This is a genomic window from Marinobacterium arenosum, from assembly GCF_019795155.1.
In the GTDB taxonomy this organism is placed as follows: Bacteria; Pseudomonadota; Gammaproteobacteria; order Pseudomonadales; family Balneatricaceae; genus Marinobacterium_C; species Marinobacterium_C arenosum.
Map to the genome: position 1 here is coordinate 54,409 of NZ_JAILYN010000006.1, position 23,135 is coordinate 77,543.

The 23,135-nt window shown below is 60.9% G+C and carries 25 protein-coding genes; 17 read left to right on the forward strand and 8 right to left on the reverse strand.

Annotated elements, in window-relative coordinates; genetic code table 11:
- Positions 1–295: 295 nt before the first annotated feature.
- The gene (locus K6T12_RS04355; RefSeq protein WP_222219837.1) at positions 296–1,486 is read left to right on the forward strand and encodes a diaminopropionate ammonia-lyase; all 1,191 of its coding nucleotides are present in this window, start codon (positions 296–298) and stop codon (positions 1,484–1,486) included.
- 77 nt (positions 1,487–1,563) lie between these two features.
- On the opposite strand, the gene K6T12_RS04360 is transcribed toward K6T12_RS04355, so the two are convergent.
- A complete protein-coding gene (locus K6T12_RS04360; RefSeq protein ID WP_222219839.1) occupies positions 1,564–2,058 on the reverse strand; it encodes an Lrp/AsnC family transcriptional regulator in 495 nt (164 codons plus the stop codon).
- Between the two features lie 257 nt (positions 2,059–2,315).
- Here K6T12_RS04360 and K6T12_RS04365 point away from each other — a divergent pair, with 257 nt between their 5' ends.
- From K6T12_RS04365 to K6T12_RS04395, 7 genes are all read left to right on the forward strand, one after another.
- Positions 2,316–3,095 (forward strand): maleate cis-trans isomerase family protein, encoded by a 780-nt coding sequence (locus tag K6T12_RS04365; protein ID WP_222219841.1) that lies wholly within the window; start codon positions 2,316–2,318, stop codon positions 3,093–3,095.
- A gap of 30 nt (positions 3,096–3,125) precedes the next feature.
- The gene (locus tag K6T12_RS04370; RefSeq protein WP_222219843.1) at positions 3,126–4,289 is read left to right on the forward strand and encodes a M20 aminoacylase family protein; all 1,164 of its coding nucleotides are present in this window, start codon (positions 3,126–3,128) and stop codon (positions 4,287–4,289) included.
- A 92-nt stretch (positions 4,290–4,381) separates the two neighbouring features.
- On the forward strand, positions 4,382–5,428 hold the full coding sequence (locus K6T12_RS04375) for a TRAP transporter substrate-binding protein (RefSeq protein WP_222219845.1): 1,047 nt from the start codon (positions 4,382–4,384) through the stop codon (positions 5,426–5,428).
- Positions 5,429–5,494: 66 nt separating this feature from the next.
- On the forward strand, positions 5,495–6,040 hold the full coding sequence (locus K6T12_RS04380; protein WP_222219846.1) for a TRAP transporter small permease: 546 nt from the start codon (positions 5,495–5,497) through the stop codon (positions 6,038–6,040).
- A gap of 56 nt (positions 6,041–6,096) precedes the next feature.
- Positions 6,097–7,380, forward strand: coding sequence for a TRAP transporter large permease (locus K6T12_RS04385; RefSeq protein WP_390879046.1), 1,284 nt, complete (start codon positions 6,097–6,099; stop codon positions 7,378–7,380).
- Between the two features lie 55 nt (positions 7,381–7,435).
- On the forward strand, positions 7,436–8,620 hold the full coding sequence (locus K6T12_RS04390) for a M24 family metallopeptidase (protein WP_222219850.1): 1,185 nt from the start codon (positions 7,436–7,438) through the stop codon (positions 8,618–8,620).
- A gap of 248 nt (positions 8,621–8,868) precedes the next feature.
- Positions 8,869–10,719, forward strand: a complete 1,851-nt coding sequence (locus K6T12_RS04395) for a methyl-accepting chemotaxis protein (protein WP_222219852.1) — start codon at positions 8,869–8,871, stop codon at positions 10,717–10,719.
- A gap of 131 nt (positions 10,720–10,850) precedes the next feature.
- Here the strand turns inward: K6T12_RS04395 and K6T12_RS04400 are convergent, their stop codons facing one another.
- Positions 10,851–11,306: a carboxymuconolactone decarboxylase family protein gene (locus K6T12_RS04400; protein WP_222219854.1), complete on the reverse strand. Its 456-nt coding sequence runs from the start codon at positions 11,304–11,306 to the stop codon at positions 10,851–10,853.
- 156 nt (positions 11,307–11,462) lie between these two features.
- Here K6T12_RS04400 and K6T12_RS04405 point away from each other — a divergent pair, with 156 nt between their 5' ends.
- Entirely contained in the window at positions 11,463–12,296 is an 834-nt protein-coding gene (locus tag K6T12_RS04405) for an AraC family transcriptional regulator (RefSeq protein WP_222219856.1), read from the forward strand.
- Positions 12,297–12,326: 30 nt separating this feature from the next.
- On the opposite strand, the gene K6T12_RS04410 is transcribed toward K6T12_RS04405, so the two are convergent.
- From K6T12_RS04410 to K6T12_RS04430, 5 genes are all read right to left on the reverse strand, one after another.
- Positions 12,327–12,932 (reverse strand): DUF924 family protein, encoded by a 606-nt coding sequence (locus K6T12_RS04410; protein ID WP_222219858.1) that lies wholly within the window; start codon positions 12,930–12,932, stop codon positions 12,327–12,329.
- Positions 12,889–13,701 carry an EAL domain-containing protein gene (locus tag K6T12_RS04415; protein WP_222219860.1) on the reverse strand — a complete coding sequence of 271 codons (813 nt, stop codon included), beginning with the start codon at positions 13,699–13,701 and terminating at the stop codon, positions 12,889–12,891. The genes K6T12_RS04410 and K6T12_RS04415 overlap by 44 nt, the downstream gene beginning before the upstream one ends.
- A 102-nt stretch (positions 13,702–13,803) precedes the next feature.
- Positions 13,804–14,388: a DNA endonuclease SmrA gene (gene smrA, locus K6T12_RS04420; RefSeq protein WP_222219862.1), complete on the reverse strand. Its 585-nt coding sequence runs from the start codon at positions 14,386–14,388 to the stop codon at positions 13,804–13,806.
- Between the two features lie 64 nt (positions 14,389–14,452).
- The gene (locus tag K6T12_RS04425) at positions 14,453–16,081 is read right to left on the reverse strand and encodes an amidohydrolase (RefSeq protein WP_222219864.1); all 1,629 of its coding nucleotides are present in this window, start codon (positions 16,079–16,081) and stop codon (positions 14,453–14,455) included.
- A gap of 273 nt (positions 16,082–16,354) precedes the next feature.
- The gene (locus K6T12_RS04430; RefSeq protein ID WP_222219866.1) at positions 16,355–16,960 is read right to left on the reverse strand and encodes an FMN-dependent NADH-azoreductase; all 606 of its coding nucleotides are present in this window, start codon (positions 16,958–16,960) and stop codon (positions 16,355–16,357) included.
- A gap of 112 nt (positions 16,961–17,072) precedes the next feature.
- Between K6T12_RS04430 and K6T12_RS04435 the strand changes: the two genes are divergently transcribed.
- The 5 genes from K6T12_RS04435 (at position 17,073) to K6T12_RS04455 (ending at position 20,063) form a co-directional block, all read left to right on the forward strand.
- The gene (locus tag K6T12_RS04435) at positions 17,073–17,972 is read left to right on the forward strand and encodes a LysR family transcriptional regulator (RefSeq protein ID WP_222219868.1); all 900 of its coding nucleotides are present in this window, start codon (positions 17,073–17,075) and stop codon (positions 17,970–17,972) included.
- A 12-nt stretch (positions 17,973–17,984) separates the two neighbouring features.
- Positions 17,985–18,455, forward strand: coding sequence for a GNAT family N-acetyltransferase (locus tag K6T12_RS04440; protein ID WP_222219870.1), 471 nt, complete (start codon positions 17,985–17,987; stop codon positions 18,453–18,455).
- Between the two features lie 58 nt (positions 18,456–18,513).
- Entirely contained in the window at positions 18,514–19,011 is a 498-nt protein-coding gene (locus K6T12_RS04445; RefSeq protein WP_222219872.1) for a DUF411 domain-containing protein, read from the forward strand.
- A gap of 190 nt (positions 19,012–19,201) precedes the next feature.
- Positions 19,202–19,432, forward strand: a complete 231-nt coding sequence (locus K6T12_RS04450; RefSeq protein ID WP_222219874.1) for a hypothetical protein — start codon at positions 19,202–19,204, stop codon at positions 19,430–19,432.
- Positions 19,433–19,562: 130 nt separating this feature from the next.
- Positions 19,563–20,063, forward strand: coding sequence for a Crp/Fnr family transcriptional regulator (locus K6T12_RS04455; protein WP_222219876.1), 501 nt, complete (start codon positions 19,563–19,565; stop codon positions 20,061–20,063).
- A 93-nt stretch (positions 20,064–20,156) separates the two neighbouring features.
- Here the strand turns inward: K6T12_RS04455 and K6T12_RS04460 are convergent, their stop codons facing one another.
- The gene (locus K6T12_RS04460; RefSeq protein WP_222219878.1) at positions 20,157–20,576 is read right to left on the reverse strand and encodes a type IV pilin protein; all 420 of its coding nucleotides are present in this window, start codon (positions 20,574–20,576) and stop codon (positions 20,157–20,159) included.
- Positions 20,577–20,758: 182 nt separating this feature from the next.
- Between K6T12_RS04460 and K6T12_RS04465 the strand changes: the two genes are divergently transcribed.
- The 3 genes from K6T12_RS04465 to K6T12_RS04475 are packed head-to-tail and all read left to right on the forward strand — an operon-like array spanning position 20,759 to position 23,129.
- Positions 20,759–21,319 carry a GspH/FimT family pseudopilin gene (locus tag K6T12_RS04465; protein ID WP_222219880.1) on the forward strand — a complete coding sequence of 187 codons (561 nt, stop codon included), beginning with the start codon at positions 20,759–20,761 and terminating at the stop codon, positions 21,317–21,319.
- On the forward strand, positions 21,313–22,026 hold the full coding sequence (locus tag K6T12_RS04470; protein WP_222219882.1) for a prepilin-type N-terminal cleavage/methylation domain-containing protein: 714 nt from the start codon (positions 21,313–21,315) through the stop codon (positions 22,024–22,026). Before K6T12_RS04465 ends, K6T12_RS04470 begins: the two co-directional genes overlap by 7 nt.
- Positions 22,027–22,034: 8 nt before the next feature.
- Complete coding sequence (locus K6T12_RS04475; protein WP_222219884.1) at positions 22,035–23,129, forward strand: pilus assembly PilX family protein; 1,095 nt, start codon at positions 22,035–22,037, stop codon at positions 23,127–23,129.
- Positions 23,130–23,135: the final 6 nt, after the last annotated feature.

Consider the following 23,135-nt stretch of genomic DNA (forward strand, 5'->3'; position numbering starts at 1 on the left):
GCCAACGGTCGTGCAGGTTTTTCTCTGTGCGTCGCTTAGTAAGACGAAATGGACGGATGCGGAAATAAATTGTTTTAAGGCGGGGAAATAAGTCGAACACACAGCCAGGACTCAAAATGCGCAGTATTTCCGCACAACGAGCCGATACACTTTTCAAACGTTTACAGCAAGTGGCGCACGACCCGTTCCTGCCCGTTTGCTTCAGGTGGCTTTCTGTCTGCAGAGAGTGCCTTAATCCCGAGCTGATTGAGAAGCTCAATTCATACCGAACGATTTGAAGAGGGTATAGCGGGCTATGCTGGAACTCAGTGGAACTTTGACTCATTTTGCCAACCCCAAAACCGACAAGGCCAGGGCCTACAGCGATTCCCAGAGAGAGGTGATCAGCGTAGCCAAAGCGGCCGAGGCCAAGCGTGACATCCAGCTTTGGCCCGGCTACTCGGTTACCCCGCTACACGCATTCGACGCGTTAGCCGCCAGTGCCGGCCTTGGCAAAATCTGGTACAAGGACGAAGCACAGCGCTTCTCCCTGAAGAGCTTCAAGGCGCTTGGCGGCGCCTATGCGGTGGCCCGCCAGCTGCAAAATATCATCGAGCAGAATACCGGCACTCGGCCCAGCATCGGCGACCTGCTGGAAGGCCGCTACCAATCCGAGGTCAGCGAACTGGTGGTCAGCTGTGCAACCGACGGCAACCACGGTCGCTCCGTTGCCTGGGGCGCGCAGATCTTTGGCTGCGGGTGCGTGATTTACATTCACCGCGATGTCTCCGAAGGCCGCAAGCAGGCAATGGAAGCGTTTGGCGCCGAAGTGATCCGCATCGACGGCAACTACGACGATTCCGTCAAGCTGGCCGACAGCGAAGCCAAGGCCCACAATCGGATCATCGTCTCCGACACCAGCTACGAAGGCTATATGGATATCCCCAAAGACGTTGCCTTGGGATACACCGTGATGTTGTCGGAACTGGTCGAGCAACTGGACGGCGAAATTCCGACCCACGTGTTTGTCCAGGGCGGCGTCGGCGGCCTGGCCTCGGCGGTTTGTGGCTACTTCTGGGACCTGTGGGGTGAACGGCGCCCACGCTGCGTCATCGTCGAACCGGAGCAGGCCAACTGCCTGCAGCTGAGCGCGCAGGCCGGCAAGCCGGTAGTGGTTGAAGGCAGCCTGGATACCCTGATGGCCGGCCTGGCCTGTGGCGAGGTTTCCGCCCTGGCCTGGCAGATCCTGGCCACCGGCGGCGATGATTTCATGACGCTCAGTGAAGACGCGGTTCCCGCCACCATGCGCCTGCTGGCCAAGGGCTACGGCAGCGACTGCGCCGTCGAGGCCGGAGAATCGGCCGTTCCCGGCCTGGCGGCGGCAGTGCTGGCGGCCATGAACGAGGAGTTTGCCGCCAAGCTCGGCCTGAATGCGCAGAGCAAAGTACTGGTCATTGGCACCGAAGGCGCGACCGATCCGGAACTCTACCAGCAGCTGGTTGGCTGATTTCTAATCGCGCCCTTTTCCCCGCCGGTGCTGAAGCCGGTGGGGGTTTTCCCGCCAGTGCAACCGTAAACGCGGCGTCAGCTCAGCTCCCCCTCCTCTACCACCGGCATAAATAAACCCACCTTGACCGAATCCATCACCACACTGGTCTGGAAGCCGCGAATATTGGTGTTGTCGAAAAATGCTTCGCGGGTGAACTGGTCGTAATCCTCCATATCCTTGGCAGTGACGATCAGAATGAAGTCGGCACTGCCGGTTACGTAATAGCACTGCTGTACCGCCGGGTGCAGCTTCATCTCCTTCTTGAAAGCATCCATCAGGTCCGCCCGTTCCCGTTCCATGGTTACCTGGACTACGAAGCTCATCGGCCGACCGATCGCCTTCGGATTGACCACCGCGACATCCGCCACGATGGTCCGCTGCTCACGCAGTCGCTTCAAGCGACGCTGCACTGCGGCAGGTGAAAGCCCGACCTGCTCGGCGATCTGTTCGGAGGTCGTACGATTGGAGTGCTGAACGATCTCCAGAATCCTACGATCAAAGTTGTCGATACTCGCGGCCACTTGCGCCATGAACCGTTCCTCCTTCGGGCGCTTGCCAGCGCCGGATGCAGTTATTTGGGAAATCTATCCTGCCCAGCCACTAGGTATTATTTTCCTCAAAATAGCACGCACATTCGCGGATTTTAATCGTCAGAAGCACCGATTACGGGGTTTCACGTTGCCGCCAGCCACTAACATTAATTCAACCGAGACAGCAACGGAGTCGCCAGACACAACGGCGCCGCCGACAACAAACAATAACAGAGCCAGGCAGCGAGACTCACAGCATGAAAAGTCGCACCCTCAACCCTCAGCGCCCATTGCAGCAACTTGCCGCCGGCGGTCGCATCGGTGTCATCGCCCTGGCAACCGACTTCAACATCGAACAGGACTTGCGCCGCATCTACCCCGCCGATGTGGAACCCTTCACCAGCCGGGTGCGCAATTACAACCCGCTGACGATCGAGAACCTGCGCCGCATGGAGCCGGGTATCAGCGCCGCGGCGGACAGCATCCTGCCCGGCACCCGGCTGGACGCCATGATCTATGCCTGCACGTCCGGCACGGTGGCGATCGGCATTGAGCGGATTACCGAGCTGGTGCAGCAGAGCTGCCCCGGCGTGCCGGTCACCAACCCGGTGACTGCCGCTTTCGCCGCCTTTGCAGCCCTGCGGGCAACGCGCATCTCCATCCTCACCCCCTATACCGAAGCGGTGAACCAGGAGGTGGCGTCCTTCTTCCAGCGTAGCGGCTACGAGGTGCTGAACATTGCCGGGTTCGGCTTTGAAGATGACACCGCCATGAGCTACATCGACCCGCAGGATATTGCGCACGCCGCAGCGGAAACCTGCAATCCGCGGGCCGACCTGCTGTTTATCTCCTGTACCGCCCTGCGCGCCTCGCTGGTGCTCGACCAGATCGAGCAGACCCTCGGCAAGCCGGTGGTCAGCAGCAACCAGGCACTGGCCTGGCACAGCCTGCAACTGGCCGGCTATCCAGCCCCGGTTCGCGGTTTTGGCCGCTTGCTGGCCGACCATCCGACAGGCAGCTGGCAGCCACACTTGTAACCCCTTATCTGATCTTCGGAGCTTAGATTCATGTCCCAGCTAGATCCGCAATTGATCGCCTCTATGACCGAATGGCGCCGCCACCTGCACCGCTACCCGGAGTGCGGCTTCGAGGTTGAACAAACCGCCGATTTCATCGCCGACAAACTGGCCAGTTTCGGCATCGAGGTGGTGCGCAATATCGGCAACACCGGACTGGTCGGCATTCTGCGCGGCGGTGACGGCGAGGCCAGTATCGGCCTGCGGGCGGATATGGACGCGCTGCATATCCATGAGCAGAACAGTTTCGAGCATCGTTCCTGTCATGACGGCAAGATGCATGCCTGCGGCCATGACGGCCATTCGGCGATGTTGCTCGGCGCCGCCGCCCAGCTGGCCGAAAGCCGCGACTTCAACGGCACCGTCTACTTCATCTTTCAGCCGGACGAGGAACATGGCAAAGGCGCCCAGGCGATGATCGACGACGGCCTGTTCGAGCGTTTCCAGATCGATGCGGTATACGGCCTGCATAACCTGCCGGGCCTGCCGGAGGGCACTTTTACCGTCCGGCCCGGCTCGCTGATGGCCAGCGAAAGCAGTTTCGAGATCGAGATCAACGGCATCGGCGGCCACGCCGCCATGCCGCATATGGGGGTCGACCCGATCGTCGTCGGTTCCCAGGTGGTATTGGCGCTGCAGACCCTGGTGTCGCGCAACCTCAGTGCGATTCATGAAACCGCCGTGGTATCCGCCACCGAGTTCGTCACCAACGGTACCGTCAACGTGATCCCCTCCCAGGTGGTGATCAAAGGGGATTGCCGCTGCTTCACCGAGGCCACGCTGGCCAAATTGGAGCAACGGATGGAAGCGATCGTGGCCGGTATCTGCGCCGCGGCGGGTGCCCAATATCGCTTCGAGTTCATCAACACCTTCTACCCCACGGTGAACAGCGCCACCGAAACCGAACAGGCGATCCACGCCGCCCAGCAGGTGCTGGGCGCGGACAACGTCAACGGCAGCTGCGATCCGTTCACCATCTCCGAAGATTTCTCCAGCATGCTGCGGGTTAAACCGGGCTGCTACGGCCTGCTCGGCAATGGCGTCGATTCGGTCGGCGGTTGCGCGCTGCACAATCCGAACTACGACTTCAACGACCGGATTTTGCCGCTGGGCGCCGCATACTGGATACAACTGGTACGAAACCAACTGGCGTAAGAACGCCCACCACTGACAGATCGCGTCCACGACGTATACAACAAAAATAAAACCTGCGGAATCCCACTCCGCTACCAGCAAGAGGACTTGTCATGTCTAAGTCAAAACTGATGGCTGCCCTGCTCACGATGGGCCTGGCGTTCAGCGCCCAGGCAGAAACCTGGAAATTCGCCTCCGAAGAGGACAAGAAGGACGTTCAGGACATCTACGCCCAGGAGTTTGCCCGGGTTATCAAGGAAGAATCCAAGGGTGATATCAAGGTTCGCATCTACTACTACGGCCAGCTGGGCACCGAGAACGATATCGTCGAGCTGGCCGCCAACGGCACCATCCAGTTTGTCTCCGTCGGTACCGGCCACCTTGGCTCCTACGTTCCCGAAGTCCAGGCGATCAGCCTGCCCTACGTACTGGGCACCAACGAAGAGGTGGTTCATGAAGTACTGACCACCAGCAAGACCATCTACCAGGATCTGTCGCCGAAATTCGAAAAAGTGAACCTCAAGCTGCTGTCGATGATGTCCGAAGGCGAAATGGTCTGGGGTGCCAACAAACCGATCCGCTCGCCGGAAGATTTCCATAATCAGAAGATCCGCACCTTCACCTCGACCATCCCGGTGGAAACCTACAAGGCGTTCGGCGCCACCCCGACGCCTCTCTCCTGGGGCGAAGTGTACGGCTCCCTGCAGCTGAAAACCGTCGACGGCATGGTCAACCCGATCTACTTCATCTACAACGCCAAGTGGCATGAGGTGCAGGACTACCTGATGTTCCCGGGCCAGCAGCCGTACGTGGGCACCTTCTCGACCAACCACAAGTGGTACAACAAGCTGTCGGACGAGAAAAAAGCGATGATCCAGAAGGCGACCCGCGCCGCCGACCAGGCCGCTTACGAGTACCAGCTGCGCATCAACAAGGAGAATATGGACAAAATTCTCAAGGAGCGGCCGACACTGCAGGTGGTCAAACTAACGGAAGAGGAACGCGCACGCTTCAAGGAACTGAGTAAAGGCTTGCATGAGACCTACTTCGATGTAGTCGCCAACGCCTATGCGGCCGGCGAGAAAGCGGCCGCCCGCGAGGGTGCGCAAGCGCTGCTGAACAACCTGATCCAGGAAGTAAAAACCGCATCTGCCAACTGATATGGCCGAATTCCACCGCTGAAACTGAAGCCGCTAACGGACTAGTGGCTTCTCAGGAGCAACGCCATGCTACATCTGCTCACATCCATCAACCGGGTCACCGAGAAAGTCGAGGAGCTGATCCTGACCTTCGCAATCCTCACCATGATGGTGAACTCCACGGCAAATGCGATCGGCCGCTATTTCTTCAACCAGAGCCTGTTCTTCGCCGAAGAGCTGAACCAGTTTCTGATCGTTTCCGTCACCTTCATCGGGCTGGCCTATGCCGTGCGCAAGGGCCGCAATATCCGCATGACCGCACTGTACGACCTGCTCGGGCAGAAGGCGAAAAAAGGGCTGACCCTGCTTATCGCCATCGTCACCGCGGGACTGATGTTCTATCTCGCCTACCAGGCGGTGGTCTATGTGCAGGAGCTGAAGCAGATCAACCGGCTCAGCCCGGCCCTGCAGTTCCCGGTCTACATCGTCTACTCGATCATTCCGCTCGGTTTCCTGATGGCGGGCCTGCAGTACCTGTCCGGCTTCCTGCTCAACCTGACGCATCCGGATATCTACATCTCCGTTGGCCTGACCGAAGACAAACAAGCCTGCTCGCAGGGTGAAACCGCATGACCTCCTTCTTCGAACTTCTCAGCAACGCGATCGCCGGCGAGCTGGATATCTACGTGATCACCTTCGCGCTGGCGGCGGTGATGATACTGCTGCTACTGCTCAGTTTCCCGATGGTGGTACCGCTGGCGATCGGCGCCTTGATCGGCATGCTGCACTTCTCCAGCGTCGACCCGCAGGTATTGATTCAGCAGGTCGTCACTGGCATCTCGCCGAACGCGCTGATCGCCGTGCCGATGTTTATCCTCGCGGCCGATATCATGACCCGAGGCCATACCGCCCAGCACCTGCTCGGCCTGATCCAGTCCTTCGTCGGCCACCTGCGCGGCGGCCTGCCGATCACCACCTGCATCAGCTGCACCCTGTTCGGCTCGGTTTCCGGCTCAACCCAGGCCACCGTGGTATCGGTCGGCCAGATCATGCGCCCGAAACTGCTGCAGGCCGGCTATAAGGACAGCTTTGTGATGTCGCTGATCATCAATGCCAGCGATATCGCCTTCCTGATCCCGCCCAGTATCGGCCTGATCCTCTACGGCACCCTGGCCAACGCCAGCGTCGGCGAGCTGTTTATCGCCGGTATCGGCCCGGGCATCGTGCTGGCGCTGCTGTTCTCCGCCTACAGCTACGTCTACAGCGTACGCAATCAAGAAGCCATCGCCCTGGTGGACAAAGCCTCCACCGCCGAGCGGATCGCCGCCATCAAGCAGGCGCTGCTGCCATTGGGCTTTCCGGCCCTGATTATCGGCGGCATCTATTCCGGCGCGGTGACCCCGACCGAAGCGGCTTCGTTCTCGGTGCTCTATGCGATCGTCATCGAGTGCGTGATCTACCGCAAGCTGGGTCTGAAGGATGTGATGGATGCGGCGCTGGCCACCGGTCTGATCACCGGCGTGGTGTTTATCCTGGTGGGCGTTGGCCAGGCGTTTTCCTGGTATATCTCCTTCGAGCAGATCCCGCAGGAGCTGCTGGCGCCACTGGACCTGGAGAATGCCTCGCAGGAGTACATCCTGTTCGTGATCGCCCTGGCGTTTTTCATCGGCTGCATGTTTGTCGATTCGCTGGTGGTGCTGTTGATCCTGACGCCGATCTTTATGCCGATCATCGATGCCGCCGGGCTCGATCCGGTGCTGGTAGGGGTGATGATCACCCTGCAGATGGCGATCGGCTCCGCCACCCCGCCATTTGGCTGCGACATCTTTACCGCCATCGCGATCTTCAACCGCCCCTATCTGGAGGTGATTCGCGGGTCGGTACCGTTCTTCCTGCTGCTGTTCCTGATGTCCGCGCTGCTGATCTTCTTCCCCGGCATCGCCCTGTTGCTGCGCGACCTGGCCTTTAACTAACCACAACGACAATCGAGCATGTGCGCATCGCGCCCAAACTAAGAGAGACACGGCCATGACCGATCTGCTAACTGCTCCTCCGGTCCGGGGCTTCGCCCGGGTTGAATTTGAACACCGTACCGCTCAGCTGCAACAGCGGATGGCGGCACAGAATATCGACGCGGTCTTTTTCTCCACCGAACCGGAATTCCGCTACTTCAGCGGCTTTAAGTCCCAGTTCTGGGAGAGTCCGACCCGCCCCTGGTTCCTGGTAGTGCCGGCCGACGGCCTGCCAATCGCGGTGGTGCCGGAGATCGGCGTCGCCGGCTTCGAACAGACCTGTCTGGAGGAGGTACGCAGCTGGCCGTCGCCGCGACCGGCAGACGACGGTATCTCGCTGCTGGCAAACACCCTGGCGGAAGTATCCAAGCGCCATCGGCGCATCGGAGCCATGCTCGGCCCGGAGACCCATCTGCGGATGCCGGCGGCCAACTTCGCCGACCTGCAGCAGCGGCTCGGCCAGCACCAGATGGTGGATATCTCACTGGCGGTGCGCGAGATTCGCAGCGTCAAATCCGCCGCCGAGATCGAAAAGATCCGCTTCGCCTGCCAAGTGACGGCGGCCGGATTCGAGTACCTGCGCAACCACCTGCGCATCGGCATGACCGAACGCGAGGCCTGCAAGCTGATGCACCTGGAGATGCTGCGCCTGGGCGCGGACAGCTGCCCCTACCTGATCTCCGCTTCCGGCCAGGGCGGCTACGACAATATCATCATGGGCCCCACCGACCGCCAGCTGGCCGCCGGCGATCTGTTGATCATCGATACCGGCGTCAATTTCGACGGTTACTTCAGCGATTTCGATCGCAACTACGCCTTCGGCTCTGCCGACCAGGCCAGCACGTCGGCCTATGAGGCGGTCTACCGTTCAACCGAGGCGGGTCTGGAGATTGCCGCGCCGGGACGCACCACCGGAGATGTCTGGCAGGCGATGTGGTCGGTGCTGGAGCAGGCCGGTGCGCTGGGCAACGACGTCGGCCGCATGGGCCATGGCCTGGGAATGCAGCTGACCGAGTGGCCCTCCAACGTGGAAGGCGGCGATGTAGTGCTGAAGCCGGGCATGATTCTGACCCTGGAGCCGGGCATGACCTTCGCGCCGGGCAAGATGATGGTGCATGAGGAGAATATTGTCATCACCGAGAATGGCTGCGAACTGTTGCATCAGCGCGCGTGGGAAAGCATGCCGGTGATTGAACACTGATCAACAACTGTTAATTACACACCACCCGTGGCATGTCGGAAATCCAAGCGTTTGCCACGGGTTGCCAATCTGCCCTGCTTATCGTCTGACGAACCAGTTAGACAGCCAGTCCTTCTGGTGAAAGCTGCATGTCTTCGAACACTTGCCCAAATCTCAACGCCCAAGCGCCCGGGGTTTCTTCAGCAGTCACTTTAGGCTAAACGACCCACAGCCTAAATGGATAACAGTAAGTAAGAAGGAATTGCGCGATGTTCTATCTGAATATGGGATTCAAGTACAAGTTGCTACTGGCGATCCTGCTAACCTTTGCCGGGTTCGCCATCTTATCTACCCTGTCGGTCAGCTCCTTGCGAGCTCTAAGCCGGACATCATATGAAGTCGATCTGCTCAACCAGCGACAGAGTGTGCTAAATGGCTTTCAGCTGGCAGTGCTTCAAGAAACGACTCAGTTGCAAGGCGGAAAAGACGAGACCTTAACCGCTTTGCTGGATACCTATAGCCCGCTGCTGGCCCGCGGCGGCGCTACGGGCCAGCCGGATGACCAGTTGCAACAGACCCTGCAACGCTGGGTGACCACCCGGCAGCAATGGCTGGAACTGCGCAATCAGCTTGGCGCAGATCCGGGACTGGGCCTTCGTGGAGACTTGCAACAAACGCTGGCTGTGCTGGAACAGACGGTATTTTCCAGCTTCCGCAAAGAGTACCGGGACTTTACCAGAACGGTGGACCGGCTACTGGAAACCCGTAACGCCGACAACGCGCAGGCGGTACATAAGGCACTGACGAGAATGAAGGCTACGATTAGCACGCTTGGCTTCGAGGATTTTTTTCGTGACAAGCTGGCGACGGTAGATGATGCGATTCAGCAACTGGCCACTCACTTCGACACAATGAGCCAGTTGGATGCGGCTGCTCAGCGCACCCGAAATCAGTTGATCAGCGTAACGACCGACCAGAATGAACAGCTGCAGGCCGCACTGCAAAAAGCCCGTCAGCAGGCCAACGCGGCTAACAGCGAGGCGGTGACTCAGATCATCACCAGCGGCCTGGTCGTCGCCAGCCTGGTGCTGGGCTTGCTACTGATAACCTGGCGTCAAGCGACCCGCACACTGAGCCAGACGGTCGGTAGCCTGGAACAGATCGCCGAGGGCGACCTGACACCAACACTGCCGGTCAACCGGGCTCGCGACGATGAGTTCGACCGGGTCGGTCAGGCGGTCAACCACCTGACCGGCAATCTCTCCGAGGTGCTGTCACAGGTGATTGGCGGCAGCCATAACCTGCAACAGATGTCGCGTCAGCTCACCCAAACACTGCAGCAGCTGACCGCTAGCAACGAGCGGACCGGCCAGCAAACTCAGACCGTGGCAGCCGCGGTGGAGCAGATCTCCGCCACGGTCCAGGAGATGGCCAACGCCACCAGTGACGCTCACCTCCAGGCACAAAAGGCCTGTGCCACGGCCGATTCCGGCGGCAGCGTGATCACCGACGCTCTGGGCTCGCTGGAGCGCCTGGGCCGGGTGTTCACCGACCTGAATCAGCGGGTAACCGAACTGGAAAACGCCTCAGGCCGGGTGGACGGCGTCACCGGCATGATCAATAGTCTGGCGGAGCAAACCAATCTGCTGGCACTGAATGCCGCCATTGAGGCGGCCCGTGCCGGCGACGCGGGCCGAGGCTTTTCAGTGGTAGCCGACGAGGTTCGCGCACTGGCGGAGAAAACCGTACAGGCGACCAGTGATATCAACCAGATCGTTGGCGATATGAAACAGCAGCTGCATGCGCTAATGAACGCGATGCATGCCGGGGCCGAACAGGTGACCGACAGTCGAGTGTTGGGCGACCGGGCAGCCGTAGAGATCGAGACGATCAAGTCCTGGGTTTTACAGGTGTCCGGCTGCAATAACCAGCTGGCCACCGGTATTGAGCAAGTGGCTCAGACGGCCCACAGCATCAGCGACAATATGGTGGCGGTGGCGGAAAACGTCGAGCAGGATGTCGAGCGCAGCCGGGAAGTATTGGCGTTCGCCGGCGAGGTGGCACGGCAAACCGCGGCACAGGAGAGCATGACCCAGCGATTTCGCTGTAGCAGCCCCTGACAGAACAACCACGGCAAAGAAACCGGACACCGGCGGTCATTGGATAACAGCGATGGTTACACGCATACAGGCAAACCAGGCGCGATGGCTCGCGCCCGATCTGCCCGGCTGTTGTTTATCGGTCGATCAGGTCATTTGAATGACGGATAACTGCCCACCTCCGGCAGGAAGCTGAGTGCGATTCGGTTCCAGCTGTTGATCATGGTGACCGCCAGAGTCAGGTCGACCAGTTCCTTCTCGTCGAACTGCGCCCGCGCCTGCGCATAAAGCGCATCGTCGACCTCGCCGTCAGCAATCAACGTCAGCGCTTCGGCCCAGGCCAACCCGGCCCGCTCCCGTTGATTGAAAAACGGCGTCTCCCGCCAAGCCGACAAGGCGTACAGCCGCTGCTCGCTCTCGCCCGCCCGGCGGGCATCCTTGGTATGCATGTCGATGCAGTAGGCACAGCCATTGATCTGTGAAACCCGGGTCTTGACCAGCTCGGTCAGCGAGGGCTCCAGACCGCATTCGGCCAGGTAGTTTTCCATTGAGATCATGCCGCCGATCGCGTTCGGGGCAGCCTTGGCATAGTTGATTCGCTGTGACATAACAGTCTCCTTTTTAGGTTCAGGCTGTACCCTAAATTGCCCCACCAACGCGGTATTGTATTTTTTCGACATGCCGCGAAATGGCTATAACGGGCGCGCGAATCCCTCGCCCGCATGCTAAGCTGGCGGCACGCTTAACCGCGCCGGAGTGAGCCGATGCCGTTACCAACACCGCAGGAACTGGATTACCTGGGCTACCGTATGTTCGCGCCCTGTCCGGCACTGCGCCGCCATGTACAGAACTACTGGCTGATCGACTGCGCCGAGCCGCTGATCGCCAGTCACAGCGAATACCTGCACCCCGATGGTGGCACCAGCCTGGTCTTCAACTTCGGCGACCCGTTGCGACTCAACCGGCAGCCGCAGGCAACCGGTTGCCTGCTGGGCGGTCCGGCGACTCACTCCGCAGAACTACAACTAACCGGTCGGGTGCGGGCGGTCGGCATCCGCTTTCTACCCGGCATGGCCTACCCGTTCCTGCAGTTGCCGATGGATCGGCTGACCGAACAGCAACCGTTCCCCGCCGAGCTGAACCGACAATTGCCGGCGAGCCAACTGCTCGACCAGCTGGCTGAAGAGCACAGCGACGCCGAGCGTGTTGCGTTGATCGACGCCGCGCTGCTCGACGCCCTGAAACGAAGCCCGGCCATCGACCGGCGGGTCATCTGTAGCCGACAGCTGATTGAGCGGAGCAAAGGGAACCTGTCTATGGCGGCATTGGCGGAGCGGATCAACTGCAGTCAGCGCCAGCTGGAGCGGCAGTACAGGGCGTGGGTCGGCTTGAGCCCCAAACAACATGCCCGGCTGGCCCGGGTCGGCCACGCTCGCCAACAGCTGAAAAGCGCCGGCGAGCTGTCACTGGCGGAGACCGGCTACCAAGCCGGTTATTACGACCAGGCGCACTTTATCCGCGAGTTCAAAGCGGTGGTCGGCATCACGCCGGGTAATTACCGGGCAAGACGGTCGCAACGTCTCGCCACGACGCAGTGACAGCAGCGTACTGGTCGATAAAGGTCGGGCTCATTGGCCCCAGCGGTTGCGATTGTGGTTCAGGTAGGCCAGCTCTTCCGGCGTGGACGGTCGATCGAGGGCATCGTTACGGTGCGGAAAACGGCCGAAGCGCTGAATCAGGTCACGGTGCTGATGGGCGTAATCCAGTGCATTCTGCACCTCCGCTTTGTGGTGTTCCGGCACCTCGGCCAGCAGCTCCATAAAGCAGTCGACGCAGCGGTCCTGGGCGGCCAGCTGTTCAGCATGCTCCAGCGGCATATAGAAGAACATCCGCTCGGCAAACTCAAGCGCCCGGTCATGCTGTCGCTCCAGCCCCTCCTCGCAGAGGCGCAGGGCCTGGGCATCGCCGGCAAAAGCCTCGCCATCGCCGCGGAACAGCATTCGGGTAAACTGGTCGAGCAGCAGGATCAGCGCCAGCCGGCCACGCGGATTTTCACTCCAGTGATCCAGTTCACCGTTCAGCGCCTGGCGCACCTGGCGGCCGAACAACGCCGCCACCGCCCGGTCACTGTCGGCATCGCCGCCCCACCAGAGCCGGCCGCGTTCCGGCCGGGCAAAACCTTCATCCAGTTCACCGAACCAGAAATTCAGAATCTCGTCGATCTGGGCTCGCATCGGTTACCTCATGGTTTTCACTGCGCGCCTCCGGCGCGTAACGGTCGAGACGGGCGTTGATGAAGCGGTCGCGGTACAGGTACCCCTGCACCAGGTCGAAACCCAACTGCCGCGCCTGCTGCAGCTGTTGTGCGCATTCCACCCCTTCCAGCACGGTCTGTTTACCGGTACGGCGCGCGTAGCTGACCAGCGATTCCAGCAGCACCAGGCTGGTCGGGTCCTGCCAGCGCTGCAACCAGGAACGGTCAAACTTGATATAGTCCACGATACTGAGAATCGGCAAGGAGACCACCGAGTCCGGTGCCCCGACGTCATCCAACGCCAGCTGCTTGCCGATACTGCGCAGGGCATCGCTAAGCGATTCACTGGCCTGCGCATCGGTGATGCTGGTGTTCTCGATCAGTTCTACCACCAGTGCCGGCTCATCGGCCAGCAGCTGCAGCAGCGGGTTATCCGCCCCCTCGTAGCCGAAGCCGTGATAGGCGTCCGGGTCCAGGTTGATAAACAGCGGTACCCCGGCCGGCCGATATTCCAGCTGAATCTGCTTCAGCTGGTACTCCACCCGGGCCAGCAGCATCGGGCTGTCATGCAGCCTTCGGAACACCTCCAGCGGTGAAACCGACCGGCCGGCCGGGTTGTAAAAGCGGGCCAACGCTTCGTAAGCGACCGTTTGCTGGCCACTGCAGTCGACCAGCGGCTGGTATTCGGTACCGAACAGGCGCTGATCGATAATCTCAGAAACGGTCTGGGTGGCCAGTGCAGCATGCATCATACTTTCCTTGTTAGCTGCAAATAATTCTCATTATTCTAATGAAAATGTGCCGCCCACTCCATCCCCTCTTGATTTGAGTGGCAGATAACGCGCCACCGATCAACGCTTCTGATGCTGCTCCCAATTGGCTTGGCGCTGGGCGTCGCCTTTACGAATCAGCACGTATATCGCTCCCAGGCCACCGTGCTGACGTTGTGCCGAGTGGAACGCCTGTACCTCGTCGATATGGGGCAACCACTGGTTAAGGTAACTCTTCAGTACATTGCCGTGCGCTTTTTGATGGGCACCACGGCCGTGGCTGACCAGCACGGTGCGGATACCATGTTGCTGACACTCGCGCAGGAAGTCGACCAGTTCCAGCTTGGTCTCCACCACCGTCTTGCGGTGCAGGTCCAGCCGGGCATCGACCTGGTATTTGCCGAGGCGCAGGTTGCGGTAGACACCGTCCTGCACGCCGTCACGCTTCCACTCGACCGGGTCGTACGGATCCAGCAACGGCACCTCTTTCAACGTCAGGCCATCCTCCTCGCCGGCCAGCGCCGCCTGCCGACGCGCCTTCATAGCCTGCTGGTCGCGCTTGGCGGCTGCCTTGTGCAGGTCGGCCCGGTCCTGTCCCTTACGAACCGGCTGCACCCCTTCGCCGGCCATCAGCTGTTCAAAGTCGATATCGCTGTTAGTGGACATGCCGCCCCTCCTGCCGAAAAACCGGCGCGCATTATACAGATTGAGAGAACCGCGGTATAAACGCCTAGCGGGCTAGGTTGCTGCCAGCTGCGGGCTGCGCCCGGTACACCCAGCGACCGTCAACCATGGTCGCCCAGGGACGTATATCGCGGATCTGCTCGACCGGCACCTTGAGGTAATCCCGGTCCAGCACCACCAGGTCGGCACGTTTGCCCGGCTCCAGGGTGCCCAGCCGGTTTTCGGCAAACAGCAGCCAGGCATTGCTGCGGGTATGGGCGATCAGCGCCTGCTGGCGGCTGACGCTCTGCTTGGAGATCGGGGTTCCGTCGACCATGGTGCCGGTTACCGCCCAGCTCAGAGTATGGAACGGGTTATAGCTGGCAACAACCGGGCTGTCGGAACCAAGTCCCCAGTCGATCTTCTGTTCGGTCAGGGCTTTCAACGGCGTCATCTGGTAGGCCTTGCTGCCGAAGCGGGCATGAAAGCGGTAGCCGATCAACCAGGGCCGCGCATGGACCGCGATGTTGAAACCGGCCTTGTGCAGCCGTCCGATCAGCTCGGTGCCGATGCCATCGGCATAGGCGAAGGTCCAGCGCAGCGGGCGCAGGTCAAACTCCTCGGCCAGCCGTTCGAACTGGTTCAGGTGGATCTTGAGGCTGTGCTCGGTACCGGCGACGAGTTGCAGGTGGATGCCAAGCTCGGCCAGCAGGCGGGCATAACGGTAGAACGCCTCGTGGGCGTGGTGCTGGCTTCCGGCCAGCCGGCCGACACTCTCCCGCTCCGGCAGATAGAGCTGTTCGCCGACCCCGATGGCCCGGTAATAATCACTGCCGCTGAGCGGTTGCCAGTCGTTCAGCCAGTCCAGGTCCGCTTGCTTGCCGGCCCCCGGGCTACGTGCGACCAGCGGCTTCAGATAGTACAGCCGCAACGGCAAAGCCCCCTGCTGGTCCAGCTGCTGGAACGGCTGGTAGTCCCGCGGCTGGATATCCGCCCCGCCCACATCCAGTACGGTCGTCAGACCAACCCGGTTCAGATCCGCCATCAACTGACGCGCACTGTCGAGCCGCTGCTCGTCAGTGGGTTTCGGCAGCGCCGCGAGAATCCGCCGTTGGGTCTGCAAGGCTACCGCACCACCGGGAAAGCCCTCATCGTCCAACAGCAGACCGGAGCGCCGCTGGTTCGGCACGCGGGCATCGATGCCGATTGCGGCCAGCGCGCGGCTGTTAACGTAGCCCCAATCGAACAGGTGTTGCAGATAGACCGGGTGATCGGGCGCAACCCGATCGAGATCGCCAAGCCGGAAACCGTTCGGCTGGTCGAGGAACTGGCGCTCGATAAAGCCGCCCAGGGTCAGTATCCACTCCCCTTTCGGCAGGGTTTTGGCCTTGTCGGCGATACGCTCGAGCGCCTGCCGGTAGGAGGTAATGCCGTCCAGCCGCACCTGGTTTCGCCACAGCCGGGCGGCCCGCACTGCCTGGATATGGTTGTCAATCAGGCCGGGAATCAACATCCGGCCCTGCATATCCTCGATCCGGGTCTGTTCATCGGCCAGCGCCAGCACTGCCCGGTCGCGCCCGGTCGCGACAATTCGCCCCTGCTCGATCGCCAGCGCCTGCACCTCACTGAAGCGCTGGTCCAACACCAGCACCCGGGCGTTGTGCAAGATCAGTTCCGGCGCCGCCTGGAGCAACATCGGCAGGACGGCCAGCAGCAGGCCGGCTAACCACCACCGGGCCTGGCACCTGCATAGCCAGCTGGATAATATCTTCATAGGGTTTTGCGTCTGTCTCGCCGTTCGTCGCACAAGGCCGACCGGCCGCAGCCGGTTCCGCAATTGCACAATCCTTAACGAAAAGCATAGCTGCTCAGGCCGGGAAACCACCCTGGGCTGTTAGAGACAGACAGAAAAAAACCGCCGCCGCGGTGAGACAGCGGCGGCTAAAGAGCACTGACGGGAAGGGGCTGATCAGGCAGCGCTGACCAGCTGGTCGATGGCACTGTGTGCTTGTGCCAGCGATTGTTCGGACTGGTCGCCCATCGCCAGTCCTTCGGCGTAGACCACCTCGACTTCGGACAGGCCGATAAAGCCGAGGAACTGCTTGACGAACGGTACCTGGAAGTCGGCGCCGCTGTCGCGGTACAGGCCACCACGGGTGGCGAACAGCACCACCGGCTTGCTGTCGATCATGCCGACCGGGCCATTCTCGGTATACTGGAAGGTGACACCGGCGCGGGCCAGGTGGTCGAAATAGGCTTTCATCTGCGACGGTACGCCGAAGTTGTACAGCGGCAGGCCCAGCACGATCTGATCGGCTTGCTGAATCTCCGCCAGCAACTGGTCAGCGAAGGCAACGACCTCCTGCTGGCCGGCATTAAGCTGCTCCGCCGGGGTACCCAGTGCGGTCATCCGTACTGCGTCCAGGTGCGGAATCGGCTCACCGACCAGGTCACGGACGATCACCCGGCCCTGCGGGTGCTTCTGCTGCCACTGGGCGATGAAACGATCCGCCAGCTGGCTGGACTGGCCTGCATCACCGAACAGGCTGCTTTTGATGTGAAGAAGTGTGGTCATCTGAATAGCTCCGAATGCGGTTGTCGTTCAACGATGGAGCTATTTTCATATTTAATTTACCGATTAAAAATAGCAAAATTAAGCAAGATTTAATCAAATAATTAGATAAATCATGAAACCTCAAGTCACCCTGGAACAATGGCAGGCACTGCTGGCGGTGGTCGATGCCGGCGGTTATGCCCAGGCCGCCGAACAACTGAAAAAAAGCCAGTCGGCGGTCAGCTACGCGATCCAGAAGATTGAAACCGCGCTGTCGGTGCGGATTTTCGAGCTGTCCGGTCGCAAAGCGGTGCTGACCGGCGCCGGCCAGGCGCTGTACCGGCGTGCCCAGACACTGGTCGAGGAAGCCGCCCTGACCGAGCAATTGGCCGCCCAGTACGCGGAAGGCTGGGAAGCGGAAGTGCGCATCGCGGTCGATACCATCGTGCCGGATGAACTGGTGCTGCACTGCCTGGCCCAGTTCGCCGCCGAGGCGCCGCAGATCCGGGTTGAGCTGCGCGAGACGGTGCTCAGCGGTACCGAAGAGGCGATCCGCAACAAGGCGGTCGACCTGGCGATCAGCGGCGTGGTGCCGGTCGGCCATCTGAGCACCCCGCTGATGCGGACCCGCTTTATCGCCGTCGCCCACCCCAACCACCCGCTGCACCAGCTCGGTCGGCCGGTGACCCAGCGCGACCTGCGCAAGCACCGCCAGCTGGTGGTTCGCGATTCCGGCAGCCGCAATATAGACGCCGGCTGGCTCGGCGCCGACCAGCGCTGGACGCTGAGCCATCTGCACACTTCGATCCGCGCCGCCTGCCTGGGACTGGGTTACGCCTGGTACCCTGAGCCCAAAATCCGCCACCAGTTGGAGCAGGGCCGGCTTAAACAGCTGCCGCTGGAGGAGGGATGGCAGCGCTTCGTACAGCTGAACCTGACCTACAGCCGCGGCGAGTTTGCCGGCCCGGCGGCACGCCGGCTGGGCGAACTGTTCCTGGCACACGCCAAGGCCGAATATCCCGATTGCCAATAGGAAGGAAGCTAAATGAGCATCCAGATCCGCCGCTGGCGGCCCGATGACAGTGTCGCCATCCACCAGCTGTTCCATGCCAGCGTGCAGCAGCTGGCCGCCGAGCATTACAGCGCCGAGCAGCGCGCCGCCTGGGCGTCTCCGCAGCTCGACCTGCCGTTCTGGCAGCAGCGGTTGGCACAGACCCGGCCCTGGATAGCGGAGATCGAGCAACGGCTGGCCGGCTTTGCCGAACTGATCCCGGCGGACAGCTACATCGACTGCATCTACGTACACCCCGACCATGCCGGTCGAGGCGTCGGCTCAGCGCTGCTCGAGCACCTGCTGAGCGAAGCCCGCTCGCTCGGTCTTCGCCGGCTCGACGTCGATGTCAGTGAAACCGCCCTGCCATTGTTCCGTAAATTTGATTTCGCTCAGCTCCAGCCCAACCGGCTGGAACGAAACGGCATCGAGCTGGTCAATTGGCGGATGCAAAAGCAGTTGTAACCCCAATTGGCGATTGGGCCCGCCACCGATGCAACCTGGATTCGACCTGGAGATTATGATGAAAACGTCCCTGCGCACCCTGTCCCTGTCGGTACTATTGGCCGGCCTGCTGCCACTTGCCGCGCCAGCCAACGCCGCCAACCCGGTCTGGCTTGAAGGCAAAACCGACAGCAGCCTGCCGATCACCGTCTATCGCAGCGCCAGCTGCGGCTGCTGCAAGGCCTGGGTCAGCCATCTGAAGGACCACAATTTCAAGGTAGACGACGTAGTGGTGCAGAATATGAACAGCGTCAAACAGCAGCTGGGGGTACAGTCGCAGCTGGCCTCCTGCCACACCGCAGTGGTCAACGGCGTGGTGATCGAGGGCCATGTGCCGGCACAGGATATCAAGCGGTTGCTGGCCTCGCCCGGCAAGGTGCAGATGCTGAGCGTACCCGGCATGCCGTCCGGCAGCCCCGGCATGGATATGGCCGGGGCACCGAAGCATGACTTTGCGGTTTATGCGCTGGATAGCGACAACAAGCTGAGCACGTTCAGCGAGTACAAGGACTACTAAGCGCCCCACCTCCCCCTGTCAGGCTGGAGCAACGCTCCGGCCGGCCTCCTTGTCAGCCCCTGCCTTCCGTTTCCTCGCCGAACACTGGCTGGCGCCCGTCCGGCGCCAGCTGCTGATCGATATAGTTACATCCAATGTTAAAATTTATCCGATAAAATGACTGCCGTTTATCCCCTCTGAGAACAAGCTGATGACGTTAAAACAAGCAAAAACACTATATAGCGACGGCAAGCTGACCAGTGCCGAAATCATGCGCAACCCTAGCCAGAACGACCACTGGTTCGCTTCGGTCTATAAGAAATCCGGCAAGATGTTCATGCTGGTAGACGAGGCTGACAAGGTGATTTCGCTGAACGACCTGAATGCGCTGGTCAAACTGGTCCGCTCGGTCGGCTTCCGGCGGGTACTGTTGCACGTCTGATGGAACCAGCTACCGGTATTTCCAGCGGAAAAGTGGAGATATTTAAGCCGATGGGGATCATATATATTGGGGGTAAAGGAGATGCGTAGTCGCGCACATTTGCCCCGTCCGGCCGGCTGGAGATACCGACATGAAGACCGTCGACGCCAACACCGTTATCGACACCCTCGGCTTACCCTATCTGCATGACCTGTCCACCTTCGGCGCTCTCTCGGACGCCGCCATTCTGAGCCTGCTACGGCATGGCGAAATCAAACGGCTGAGCAAGGGCGAGATCCTCTACCAGTGGCATTCGCCGGTCACCGGCTTCGGGGTCGTTCTGGAGGGGGATTTCGCGTTTTATAAGCATTGCGAAGGACACGACGTGTTGACCCGACATTTCCTCAGCGGCGAACAGATGGGTTTCGACACCATGATCGCCTTGAAGCCGCATAGCGGCACTGCCGTGGCGGCGGAGGAGACGCTGGTGCTGGAGATCAGCAGCGGTCAGTTCTATGACCTTCATATCGACTTCCCGGCCGATTTTGGTCTGCTGATGATCAACCTGTCACGTGAGCTGGCACGCGAGATCGCCATGCTGGAAGAGGTGATCGGCCAGAGCACCGGCTGGCACCTGGCAACCCACCTCTAACCGCCGACCGGTCGATCGATACAGCCCTATGGGGAGCTGCAAGCGATAAGCGGCACAACAGGTTCGAGGTTTCCCGCTAAAGCGCGGAGAACCCTATTTATTCCAGCAATCGGCGTCCGCATAACCACCGCTATGGCTGGCTCCATCCTGGTTGACGGCGAAGGTGCCGCAGCTGTCGCTGGTCTGGGAACTGCCCGACGCCGGTGTCGCGGTGGCAGTAAAGCCGGCCGCCGAGTTGGCGGTAACCGCCATGGTGTAGTAGCCATCTTCGGATCCGGTGCCGTTCCAGCCGATCTCCGCCAGGGTGCCGTAGTCGGTATCATTGCCGCGCCACTGCTCCTGTAATAGCTGGATTCGCAGCAGGCTGTTGATCGCATCCAACCGGCGCGACTCCCGAACCGAATCCATGTAGCTCGGGTAGGCGATTGCCGCCAGAATGCCGAGGATGGCAACGCTTATCAGCAGCTCAATCAGGGTAAAACCGTTGCTGCAGCAGCCCTCCCTGCCCTTCATGCAATGTTGCTCCGTTTTACAACCAATAGTTTCCATTCGCCGGGACACGACTCCTCCTTACCCCAAATCCTTTACCTGGATCAAACGCTAAGCGGTTTAATTTCCCTTACGACAGCTGGTGAACTAGAGTATGGCCTAAATAAGGACCTATTTTTCTCGCCATGCGTCAACGGACTGAACTTTTGAAGCACAGTGCAGGTTTTACCGCTGTCGAACTGCTGGTGTCACTGACGGTGATCACCCTCCTGGTCGGCGTGGCGCTTCCTTCATTCAGCGACTATATCGATCGCAGCCGGCTGCAATCCGCCGCCGAAACCATCGCCAGCGACCTTTATCTTGCCCGTAGCGAAGCGGTAATGCGAGGCGTCAGCGGCAATATCACCGTCAGCTTCAGCACCGATGGCGCCACCAGTTGGTGCTACGGCCTCAACCTCAACAGCGCCTGCGACTGCAGCCTGACCGATACCGGTGACGCCGATGCCTGTGTACTGGATACCGCCGGTGTCAACAACCTGAAGGTAGTCAGCAGTAGCGATTACTCCGCTGTCAGCATGACCTCAGCCAACTTCTCTGGCGCTACCAGCACCAGTTTCACCTCGGTGCGTGGCGGCGCGGACAGCGGCCAGGTGGTTCTGCAGTCGGCCAGTGGCCAACAGCTGCAGGTCGCAGTCACCGCGCTGAGCCGGGTGCGGATCTGCTCGCCAGCAGGGAACAGCTATGTGACGGGGTACCCGACATGCTGAGCGACTCTATCTCGCGCCAGCGGGGATTTTCATTCGTCGAAATGATGATCAGCCTCACCCTGGCACTGGTGGTGGTCGGTGTGGCGCTGCACTACTACGTCACCGTGGTCAGCACCACCAGCGGCACACGTGACCAGACCCGGCTGGTCGAGGAGCTGCGTGCCGCGATAACCGTGATGACCCAGGATATCCGGCGGGCCGGCTACTGGGCCGCGCTACCGGGCAGCGACGACCTGAGTGCCAACCCGTTCACCAGCGGCGGCAACGACCTGGCGGTCTCGGCGTTCACCGATGAAGCCGCCAACTCCTGCATTCTCTACAGCTATGACCTGGACGAGGACAAGACCGTCGACGACGGCAGCGCCACCGCCGGCGATATGGAGCAGTTCGGCTTCCGGTTAAACGACGGTGCCCTGCAGCAACGGACCGGCGGCAACAGCTTCGCCTGCACCGACAACGGCGGCTGGGAAACGGTCACCACCCCGGAGATCGAGCTCACCGCACTGACCTTTACCCTCAACGAAAGCTGCCTGAATGTCGCCACCGATACGTCGGGCTGTCCGTGCAGCTCCGGCGCTCCCTGCCAGCATATCCGACGGGTCGATATCAACCTCAGCGGCCGGTTGGTCGACAACACCGCCACCCAGATTTCGCTGACCGAATCGTTGCGGATCCGCAACGACAAATTCGTTGCGGTAACCCCATAGGTGCCACCATGACGAAACTCGCTTCCTCTACCTGCCGTGCTCCGCTGCGCCAGCAAGCTGGCTTCATCACCCTGGCGATCAGCATGGTGGTACTGCTGGCCGCCACCCTGACCGCGTTCGGCATGGTACGCACCACCCTGATCGAGCAACGGATCACCAACAACGACACCCGCGCCAAGGAAGCCCGCCATGCCGCCGAAGCGGCCTTGGAGTACGGTATCGCCTGGTACACCAGCAACAACCCCAGCTGGAGTACCTCCGGCAGCGTCGAAATCGCCAGCCCGAGCAGCGCTGCACCGACCCTCACCGGCAACAACGGCGAGCAGTTCACCGCGACGGTCGGTTACCAGCGCGACCCAAGCCAGCCGAACTACGTACGGGTAACCGCCTCTGTGGTAGCCGCCAGCGCCGCCAATATCAGCGCCAGCGTACAGCAGTACATCTACAACAACAGCCTGCTGGCAAACCCTACCAGCCTGGGCCCGCCGATGATTATCGACGGCTGCTTCTCCGGCGCGCTCGGCAATCCGGATATCTACCCCTCCGGCTACGGCAGCGGCGGCCCCTTCGGCAGCGCCATCTCCACCTCCCAGCCGAGCACCGTCGATGGCAGCGACTGCATCCAGCTGGGCCACCTGAACGTTCATGGCGGCGCCACCGAGAATGACGCCTTCAGCGGCGACCTCTGGAATCAGCTGTTTAGCGTTTCCCGGACGGAGATGAAGGCGATCGCCGACCAGGAAGTGGCCAACGGCGTCGCCGACGAAGACCGCACCGTGGTGTGGGTCACCAGTACCGCCAACTACCATACCTCCTGGGGATCGGCCAGCAAGCCGGTGATCCTGGTTTTCGATGCCGTCGCCAACTGCCCCACGATCAACGGCAACCCGACCATCTATGGCGTGGTGTTCATGGACAGCGCCTGTGACAGCGCCAACGGCTGGGGCGGCACCGATGTCTATGGCACCGTGGCGGTCAACGGTGACGTATCCGACCTGAACGCCAATACCACCATCTCCGACTGGTCACTGACCGGCGGCGACACCGGCCACCTGAAGAGCGGCATCGCCCCGCGGATTCCGGGCAGCTGGAAGGATTTCTAGGAGCCG